Source organism: Sphingorhabdus sp. (genome assembly GCF_044374345.1).
In the GTDB taxonomy this organism is placed as follows: Bacteria; Pseudomonadota; Alphaproteobacteria; order Sphingomonadales; family Sphingomonadaceae; genus Sphingorhabdus_B.
In genome coordinates, this window is record NZ_JBILOS010000078.1 from 1 (window position 1) to 9,344 (window position 9,344).

The 9,344-nt window shown below is 57.6% G+C and carries 9 protein-coding genes; 7 read left to right on the top strand and 2 right to left on the bottom strand.

Annotated elements, in window-relative coordinates; genetic code table 11:
• On the bottom strand, positions 1–491 hold a 491-nt coding region (locus tag ACIQ5B_RS08465; RefSeq protein ID WP_397598623.1), incomplete at its 3' end, for a molecular chaperone DnaJ.
• Positions 492–535: 44 nt separating this feature from the next.
• On the opposite strand from ACIQ5B_RS08465, the gene ACIQ5B_RS08470 reads away from it, so the two are divergent.
• The 7 genes from ACIQ5B_RS08470 (at position 536) to ACIQ5B_RS08500 (ending at position 7,496) form a co-directional block, all read left to right on the top strand.
• Positions 536–811 carry a BolA family protein gene (locus ACIQ5B_RS08470; protein WP_397598624.1) on the top strand — a complete coding sequence of 92 codons (276 nt, stop codon included), beginning with the start codon at positions 536–538 and terminating at the stop codon, positions 809–811.
• 66 nt (positions 812–877) lie between these two features.
• Positions 878–1,792, top strand: coding sequence for an alpha/beta fold hydrolase (locus ACIQ5B_RS08475; protein ID WP_397598625.1), 915 nt, complete (start codon positions 878–880; stop codon positions 1,790–1,792).
• A gap of 104 nt (positions 1,793–1,896) precedes the next feature.
• Positions 1,897–2,553 (top strand): ATP phosphoribosyltransferase, encoded by a 657-nt coding sequence (gene hisG / locus ACIQ5B_RS08480; protein WP_397598626.1) that lies wholly within the window; start codon positions 1,897–1,899, stop codon positions 2,551–2,553.
• Positions 2,540–3,829: a histidinol dehydrogenase gene (hisD, locus tag ACIQ5B_RS08485; RefSeq protein ID WP_397598627.1), complete on the top strand. Its 1,290-nt coding sequence runs from the start codon at positions 2,540–2,542 to the stop codon at positions 3,827–3,829. The genes hisG and hisD overlap by 14 nt, the downstream gene beginning before the upstream one ends.
• Entirely contained in the window at positions 3,826–4,287 is a 462-nt protein-coding gene (gene nusB / locus ACIQ5B_RS08490) for a transcription antitermination factor NusB (protein WP_395637748.1), read from the top strand. The genes hisD and nusB overlap by 4 nt, the downstream gene beginning before the upstream one ends.
• A gap of 58 nt (positions 4,288–4,345) precedes the next feature.
• On the top strand, positions 4,346–5,263 hold the full coding sequence (thiL, locus tag ACIQ5B_RS08495) for a thiamine-phosphate kinase (RefSeq protein ID WP_397598628.1): 918 nt from the start codon (positions 4,346–4,348) through the stop codon (positions 5,261–5,263).
• A 136-nt stretch (positions 5,264–5,399) separates the two neighbouring features.
• Positions 5,400–7,496, top strand: coding sequence for a sodium-translocating pyrophosphatase (locus ACIQ5B_RS08500; RefSeq protein WP_397598629.1), 2,097 nt, complete (start codon positions 5,400–5,402; stop codon positions 7,494–7,496).
• Positions 7,497–7,667: 171 nt separating this feature from the next.
• On the opposite strand, the gene ACIQ5B_RS08505 is transcribed toward ACIQ5B_RS08500, so the two are convergent.
• On the bottom strand, positions 7,668–9,344 hold a 1,677-nt coding region (locus ACIQ5B_RS08505), incomplete at its 5' end, for a hypothetical protein (protein WP_397598630.1).

A 9,344-nucleotide genomic window follows, 5' to 3' on the forward strand; every position in this document is an offset into this window, starting at 1 on the left:
CGGACCTTGGCCGAATAGGCGCTACGTAAGGCGCGCCTATCCGCATCCTCGCCAAGCCCTAGCGTCTTGAGCGCTTTGCGGTCCTCAGGCGACAGGAATTGCCCGTCGGCGCGCTCCTTGGGTATGCGTGATCGAAAGCGTGTGGATATGGCATCCAACGGGTCTTTAAAGTCCGCCCATTTGGGCGGCGAATCGACACTGCCGCTGGCGCGAAAGGCACGGGTTTCGCTTGGCCACACATTGATGGGGCTTTGCGCTTCCATGATTTCTTCGGCGGTCATGCCCGCGAACCAGTTATAGCCGGCATTAAACTGCCGCACATGTTCAAGGCACAGATATTGATAGTCGCCTGGGCCGTTGGCCGATGCGCGTTGACCATGCGGGTCAGGCGCGCGAAATTCGCCTGCCTCACGGCAGTGCGGATGCGCGCAATGCCGCTGCGCACCGCGAACGCGGCCGTGAAATCGGTCAAAGGGCTGCCGCGAATCCATAATTCCCCTTGGCGAAAAACTGCGGATATGGGAATACAGAGCTTATGGAAAAAGGCCCTGCACATATCGAAATGGAAACGCTGCTGACGGCAGCATTTGCCCCCACACATCTCGCGGTCATCAACGACAGCGCAAAACATCATGGCCATAGCGGTGACGATGGTTCAGGTGAGTCGCACTTCACCGTGGAAATAGAGAGCACTGCATTTGCGGGCGTATCCCGCCTGATGCGGCAGCGGATGGTGAACAAGGCGCTGGGTGATATTCCGGGCACGCGCGTCCACGCGCTGGCGATCAAGGCCCGTGCACCGGGCGAATAGCCGCTAGCCCAAAGTGGTGACGAAAAGGCGGTCCAACACCTATCGCAATATTATAAGGCAAACATCATGACCGAACTAAAGTATCACCGTTTTTCCCTTTCAACCGGGATTGAAATGGATGCGTTTACGGCGGGTGATCCTGCCAATCCTGCGATCATATTCTTGCACGGATTTCCGGAGTCGCACCGCACATGGCGGCACCAGATGGCCCATTTTTCGGACCGGTTTTTCTGCATCGCGCCCGATCAACGTGGCTATCGCAATTCATCAAAGCCGCAAAATGTCGATGCCTATACGGCCGACAAGCTGACCGCGGATATCTTTGCCTTGGCCGACGCGCTTGGCATCCACAATTTCATCATTGCGGGTCATGATTGGGGCGGCGCGATTGCATGGAGTGTTGCGCTCAATGGTCAGCCGGCCGGACTTAACCCCGCATGGGCAGGCCGCGTGACGCGTGCAATCATCGCCAATGCGCCACATCCCTATCTGTTCCAGCGGCTGATGATCAACGACATGCAGCAGCGGGCAGCCAGCCAATATATGCGTGCGTTCCGTGACCCCGCAAATGATGCTTTGGTGCGTGAGGCTGGGCTAACCGGTCTGATGCGCAAGACGGTTAGCTGGGATAAACCAAGCGCAATGGAGCCCGAAGAGCGGGCTGCGTTGCTGAAAGATTGGCAAGACCGCGATGCGTGCTTTGGCATGCTCAACTGGTACCGCGCATCGGCAATATATGTGCCGGCGATGGATGAAGACGCCGAAATGCCTGCCTTTGCCGCAGGCGACTTTCCGAAGCTGATGACGCCCACGCTGATTGTGTGGGCGATGGATGACCTCGCGCTGCCCGCAAGCAACATCGACGGCATCGAAGCATTGGTGCCACATGTGACGATTGCACCGGTGCAGGAATGCGGCCATTTTGTCATCTGGGAACGGCCGGACGCGGTGAATGCGGCCATGGATGCGTTTTTAAACTGACGTCCAAAGCGGTTGAACGGATGCTGGCGATCGTGAAATCGACGGGCAAATAGGGTTTCTGCCATATTGCCCTTTCTGCGCGCGGCCCCTAAAGCGCGGGCATTGTGACCGAACGCATCATCTTTGCAATCCCCAAGGGGCGGATTCTCGACGAAGCTTTGCCGCTTATGAAAGCGGCAGGTATCGAGCCTGAACCTGCGTTCTTTGACGAGAGCAGCCGCGCGTTGCTTTTTGCGACCAACAATCCCGCGATCAGCATCATTCGCGTGCGCGCTTTTGATGTTGCGACCTTTGTAGCCCATGGCGCGGCGCATATTGGTATTGTCGGGTCCGACGTGATCGACGAATTTGATTATTCGGAGCTTTATGCGCCCGTTGATCTTGGCATTGGCCGCTGCCGCATTTCGGTCGCGATGCCGCAGGGCGCCGTTGATGATGTTCAGGCTGGGCATATCCGCGTCGCAACCAAATATCCGGCGACCACAGCGCGTTATTATCATGCGCGCGGTATTCAGGCGGAATGCGTCAAGCTGAACGGTGCGATGGAGTTGGCGCCGTCGCTCGGCCTTTCGGGACGCATTGTTGATCTGGTGTCGTCGGGCAAGACGCTCGCAGAAAACGGCTTGGTCGAAACGGCAATTATCTCGCAGGTTTCGGCGCGGCTGATCGTTAATCGTGCGGCGTTTAAAATGATGAGCGGTACTATTCCTGCGTTGGTGCAGGCGTTCCGCGAATTGTCGGGCGCACGTGCAGCGGCTTAACGCATCTGACGCGGGCTTTGCTGACGCATTTGATGCGCTGGTAAATGGCCGGCGTGAGGCGGATGCCGACGTGTCCAGCGTCGTCACGCAAACCATCCGCGATGTCCGTGCGCGCGGCGATGTGACTTTGGCCGAAATGACCCAGCGTTTTGACGGCTTTGACCTGAATGACGCGGGTTGGCACATTGATGCCGCCCAGTGCAAGGCGGCCTATGAGGCCCTTGCGCCGGATTTGCGCGATGCGCTAACGCTCGCGGCAAAGCGGATAGAGGCCTATCACAAGGCGCAATTGCCCGAAAACCGGGACTATCGCGATGCCGACAATGTGCGTTTGGGCGCGCGTTGGTCGGCGGTTGATGCGGCGGGGGTTTATGTGCCCGGTGGCCGTGCAGCCTATCCATCTTCCGTTCTCATGAACGCCATTCCTGCGAAGGTTGCAGGGGTGGGGCGCATTGTCATGGTCACGCCAACGCCCGGCGGAGAGACAAACCAAACGGTTATGGCGGCGGCCTATCTGGCTGGAGTCGACGAAATTTGGCGCGTGGGCGGCGCGCAGGCAATTGCGGCGCTCGCTTATGGTACCGAGCGTATTCGCCCCGTTGATGTCATCACTGGCCCCGGCAATGCGTGGGTCGCCGAAGCCAAGCGTCAACTGTATGGTGTCGTCGGCATCGACATGGTTGCCGGCCCATCCGAAATATTGGTGGTCGCAGATGCGCAGAATGATCCTGAATGGATTGCCGCGGACCTTTTGAGCCAAGCCGAGCATGACCCGACGAGCCAGTCGATTTTGTTCACCGATGATGCCGCTTTTGCCGACAGTGTCGCAAAAGCGGTTGATGCCCAGATTGCCACACTCGCAACCGGCGCAGTCGCGCGGCAGAGCTGGGATGATTTTGGTGCAATAATCCTCGTCGACGATCTGGAAGGCGCAATGCCTCTGGTCAACCGCTTGGCGGGTGAGCATTTGGAGCTTGCGGTGGATGATGACCGCGCCGAACGCCTTTTCGATCTGGTGCGGCACGCAGGCTCGGTTTTCTTGGGCCGTATGACACCAGAGGCGATTGGCGATTATGTTGCCGGACCAAACCATGTGTTGCCCACGGGACGCCGAGCGCGATTTGCGTCGGGCTTGTCGGTTCTCGATTTCATGAAGCGCACCAGTTTTATCGCGCTCGATAAAGCCGCCATCAATGCTATAGGCCCGGCAGCGGCAACGCTTGCCGATGCCGAAGGTTTACCCGCTCATGCGGCGAGTGTCAGGAAAAGATTATGAGTGCCAATAACGCAAGTGCGAAATCAAAATCCCGTTCGGCAGCGCGTCTCGCGTCGGTGCAGGCGCTGTACCAAATGGATATGGAAAATATCGGCATTGCGCGCCTTTTGAATGAATTCCATTCGCACCGTTTGGGGCAGGAAATTGAAGACGCGCAATATGCGGACGCCGATGCCGACTTTTTCGACGACGTTGTATCTGGCGTTGATGCCCGCCGCGAAGAAATTGACCTGCTCGTTGATGCAAAGCTTGGCGAGCAATGGAAGATGGGCCGTCTGGACAAGACGATGCTTCAGCTTCTGCGTTGCGGTACCTATGAATTGATCGCCCGCCCTGATGTTCCAACCGCGACGGTGATCGACGAATATCTCGACGTCGCGCACGCCTTTTTCGATAAGAAAGATGCGAAGTTCGTCAACGGTTTGCTGGATGCCGTGGCGAAAGATGTCCGAAATTGAATGTCCTTTTGTCCTGAACATGTTTCAGGATAACGGGCACATCGGCTAAAGTTGCAGCATGACCACCGAATCCGCCTTCATCAATATATTGCGTGGTTTCGCGAAAGACCCAGCGGCGCGCGGGCTTCTGGATGACGCGGCGGTCGTTGAAGTCGGCGACAGCTGCCTGATCATCACGCACGACATGATGGCCGAAGATGTGCATTTCAGGTCCAATGCAGATCCCGCCGATGTCGCGTGGAAACTCGTTGCCTCGAACCTGTCCGACCTCGCGGCGAAGGGGGCTTCGCCCATTGGCGTGCTGCTTGGCTTCATGCTTGGTGATGATGATTGGGACAGGGCGTTTGCCGCCGGTCTGGAAAAGGTGCTTGGCCATTATGGCGTTGCCTTGCTTGGCGGGGATACGGTTTCCAACCGTGGCGACAAGCGCGCGCTTGGGCTAACCGCGCTTGGTATTGCGACAAATCGCCCGGTGCCCTCACGCGCGGGCGCGCAGGTCGGCGACATACTGTATGTTACCGGAACATTGGGCGATGCACTGGCGGGATTTGAGCTGATCGATGCGGGCTTTGACGAGGTTGGCGCGCTTGCCGACGCGTTCAACCGGCCACAGGCGCGCTTGGCCGAAGGGCAGAAGCTTGCGCCATTTGTCCACGCAATGATGGACATATCCGACGGGCTTTTGATCGATGCAGAGCGCATGGCGACCGCCAGCAGGATCGGCATCGAAATTGACCTGGCGTGCATTCCCTTGTCACCTGCTTATGTCAGCTATCGCACAGATAGTCTGGAAAGCCGGATGCAGGCGGCAAGCTGGGGCGATGATTATGAACTTTTGTTCTGTGCGCCGCCAAATGTCGGCATAAATGTCGAGGCGACCGCTGTCGGACGCGTGATTGCGGGCGGGGGGCTCACATTGTACCACGGTGATGAGCCGGTGAAATTGCCGCCGACGCTGGGTTATCAACACCATTGAGTGAACTGGCGGAAATGGCGGCGTTTAAGGGTTGCTATGTCTGACGATGCCGCCTTATACCCCTATCGCTTGCAGTTCTCGGGAGGAGAATGGCAACAGTAGATGTTTTTATAAACAGGAGGGGAGAGATAATTTCATGTCTCTGACTATTATTGCAATAATATGCGGGTTGCTCGCCGTCGTGTACGGTTTTGTAACCAGCCGCCAGGTGCTGAGCGCCTCGGCTGGCAATGAAAAAATGCAGGAAATCGCCGCGGCTATTCAGGAAGGCGCAAAAGCCTATCTTGGCCGTCAATATCGGACCATCGCCATCGTTGGCGTTGCTGTTGCGGTGCTTGTGGCGGTGTTCCTTGGCGTCATTCCAACCGTTGGCTTCGTCCTCGGTGCGGTGCTTTCGGGCGTTGCGGGTTATATCGGGATGAACATCTCGGTCCGTGCAAACGTCCGCACGGCGGCTGCGGCGCAGACTGGGCTTCAGGCCGGTCTGACCATGGCATTCCGCGCAGGGGCGATTACCGGCATGCTCGTGGCTGGACTTGCCTTGCTCGCGATTGCCGTCTTCTTTTGGTATCTGACCGATGTCGCGATGATGGCACCGAACAGCCGCCCCGTAATCGATGCGCTGGTCGCATTGGCATTCGGCGCGTCGCTGATTTCGATCTTCGCACGTTTGGGCGGCGGTATCTTTACCAAGGCCGCTGACGTTGGCGCTGACCTTGTTGGCAAAGTTGAGGCTGGAATCCCCGAAGATGATCCACGCAACCCTGCGGTTATCGCCGATAACGTTGGCGACAATGTTGGCGATTGCGCTGGTATGGCGGCTGACTTGTTCGAAACCTATGTCGTCACCGTTGGTGCAACCATGGTTTTGATCGCGCTGCTGGTGAAGGGCGTAACCGACACCGGATTGTTCATGAACCTCATGAGCTTGCCGCTGTTGATTGGCGGCGTGTGCGTTATCACGTCGATCATCGGAACCTATTTCGTCCGTCTTGGTGGCGGCACGAACATCATGGGCGCAATGTACAAGGGCTTCCTTGTCACTGCTTTGCTTTCGGTTCCTGCGATCTGGTGGGCAATTAGCTATGCGCTTGGCGGCATGGAAACGGATGTTGGCGGGTTTACCGGCCGGACATTATTCTATTGCTCGCTGCTGGGTCTGGTCATCACTGGCCTGATCATCTGGATCACCGAATATTATACTGGCACCAATTACCGTCCGGTCCGTTCGATTGCGAAGGCATCGGAAACGGGTCATGGCACCAACGTTATTCAAGGTCTGGCAATCAGCCTTGAATCCACCGCGATGCCAACGATTGTGATCTGCGCAGGTATCATCATTGCGTATCAGCTTGCTGGCGTCATCGGCATTGCCTTTGCCGCAACGGCCATGTTGGCCTTGGCCGGTATGGTTGTGGCGCTTGATGCGTATGGTCCAGTTACCGACAATGCCGGTGGTATTGCCGAAATGGCTGGCCTTGATGAATCGGTGCGTGAAAAGACCGATGCACTCGACGCCGTTGGCAACACCACAAAGGCTGTGACCAAGGGCTATGCCATTGGTTCGGCTGGTCTTGCAGCACTTGTGCTGTTCGCAAGCTACACCGCCGACCTTCGGGAATATTTCCCCGATCTTCAGGTGAATTTCAGCCTTGAGAACCCCTATGTCATCGTCGGGCTCTTGCTCGGCGCGCTTCTGCCGTACCTGTTCGGTGCGATGGGCATGACTGCGGTTGGCCGTGCTGCGGGTGAAGTGGTGAAGGACGTACGTGACCAGTTCGCGAACGACCCCGGCATCATGACCTTCAAGTCCAAGCCAAATTATGCCCGTACAGTTGACCTTGTTACCAAGGCTGCGATCAAGGAAATGATTATTCCTTCGTTGCTGCCCGTACTGACGCCAATTGCGGTATATTTCATCATCACGGCCGTTGCAGGTCAGGCAGAGGGCTTTGCAGCTCTCGGCGCGCTTCTGCTCGGTGTGATTGTGGGCGGACTGTTCGTTGCTATCTCGATGACCTCGGGCGGCGGCGCATGGGACAATGCCAAGAAATATATCGAAGACGGCAACCATGGCGGCAAAGGTTCGGAGGCCCATAAGGCAGCCGTTACCGGCGACACCGTTGGTGACCCATATAAGGATACCGCTGGTCCAGCCGTAAACCCAATGATCAAGATCACGAACATCGTGGCCTTGCTTCTGTTGGCGGCATTGGCCCATGGTGCCATGTAAAGTTTAACCGCACTAACGGTTTAAAAAAGCCCCGCCGGAAGCGATTTCGGCGGGGTTTTTCGTGGTTGTCGGCTTCGCCACCTAACCGCGTCACTATTGAGGGCATATCGCTGGCGGCATCGGGCGTGATGCCTGCGAATGCGCAAACTACGTGTGGGCTAAACGCGGTGGTTAAAACCGCTTTCTGAAGCTCAGTTCAAACACACGGCCACGCGGGTCGATATATCCCGGCTGATATCCCAACGGCACATTGCCGTTCTGGTCACGCACATCGACAATGTCGTTGAGGATGTTTTCAACACGGAATGCCACGCGGCTGCCCTTCAAGAACGGCAGTGCCTTCACAACGCGTGCCTGTTGGTCGATGTTGATGAACAGGAAGGCGTTGACCGCTGCAAGATCGCTGAAACGCAGATCATTGCTGCCGGGCAGTCCAGTGCCATTGGCGGTCGTGCCGCTCTTGTACGTGCCCTGCAGGCGCAAACCAAAGCCCTTGTGGAACATACCGCCCGAAAGCTCGACCTCATGCCGTGACGCGCCGCCATTGCTGCTGGTGGCAGATCCATTGAGCAAATCGAGCACCGGAACGCCGGGACGGATCAGGATTTCCTCCTGAATGCGATATGTGTGGTACAATGCGATGTTCCAGCGGCTTGGTTGGCCACCACCACCAAAACCGCCGCCGCCAAATCCGCGACCGCCACCACCGGCACGTGGTCCACCTTGCGCGCCAGCGGGTGCAGCCGCGCCGGGTGCGCCACCGGGGCCACGGGGGCCGCCCGCGCCAGGAGGGCCGCCAAAGGGCCCGCGTGCTGGCGGGGCTGCGCCGATATTTCCGGACATGTTAAAGCCCCAGCGAATGCGTTGCCACGTTTCACGGTCATAATTCACTGGCCGCTGGTCTACGCTCAATAGGCGACCATTTACGTCACGCACGACGCGGCTTGCGAACGCAGCCTCAATTTCGGGGGTCAGCAATGGAAAGGATGCGGTTGTATTGCGGCTGTTGTTTCTGAAATAGCTCGCCTGAAGCGCAAAATCCTTAATGAAGGTCGGGGTCCAGTTGGCGTTTAGGATCAGATCGCGGCGCTTTTCACCAATCAACGCGGGGTTGCCGCCGGTTGTGACATTGATGAACAGGCTTTCCCCGCGGGTAAAGTCATAGGTCGCAACATTTGGCGTCACGAGGGTCGGGTTGCCCAGCTGGCCAATGCCGGGCGCATTTTCATCACCGGTAATCGATGCCTGAAATGTCAGGTTGCGGGCAGGGGCCCAACGCAGACCTGCGCCATATTCGACTAGTTGGCCAAAGTCCGACAGGTCGCTGAACCCGATATTGCCGTTGATCGACCATTCGCCAATGGTTGAACCAATGCCGAAATCGCGGCCTGTGATGGGCACTTCGGCGTTGATCGATTGGTTTATGATATTGCGGCGCAAGGCAACATTGGTGGTGACACCCGACCGCCATGTTTCGCTGTCGAGCATCTGGCGTGTGAAACCGGACGCAAATGTCGTCTGCACTTCGCCAGCGGGCAGGGTGAGCACGGAACCCGCCAATGTGCTGCGGACATCCAGATTTTGGTTCAGGCTGCTCGCCAGATCGGGTGCTAGAAACAACAGATCCGACCCAAAGCCCGCGGCAAACGGGTTCACGGTGCCCGCAAGGACGCCGGCGCGCAATGCGGTATAGTCTGCGTTGCGCGTGGTGCGGGTTTCATTGTCGGTGCGCGCGTAATTCCCCGTCACCGTCCAGCGCCATCGGCCCAGCACATGGTTGAACGTGCCACCAGTTTGGAAAACATGCGTTTCGCTCTCGCGCTCAAGCGGGCGCGGCGTGTCGAAATA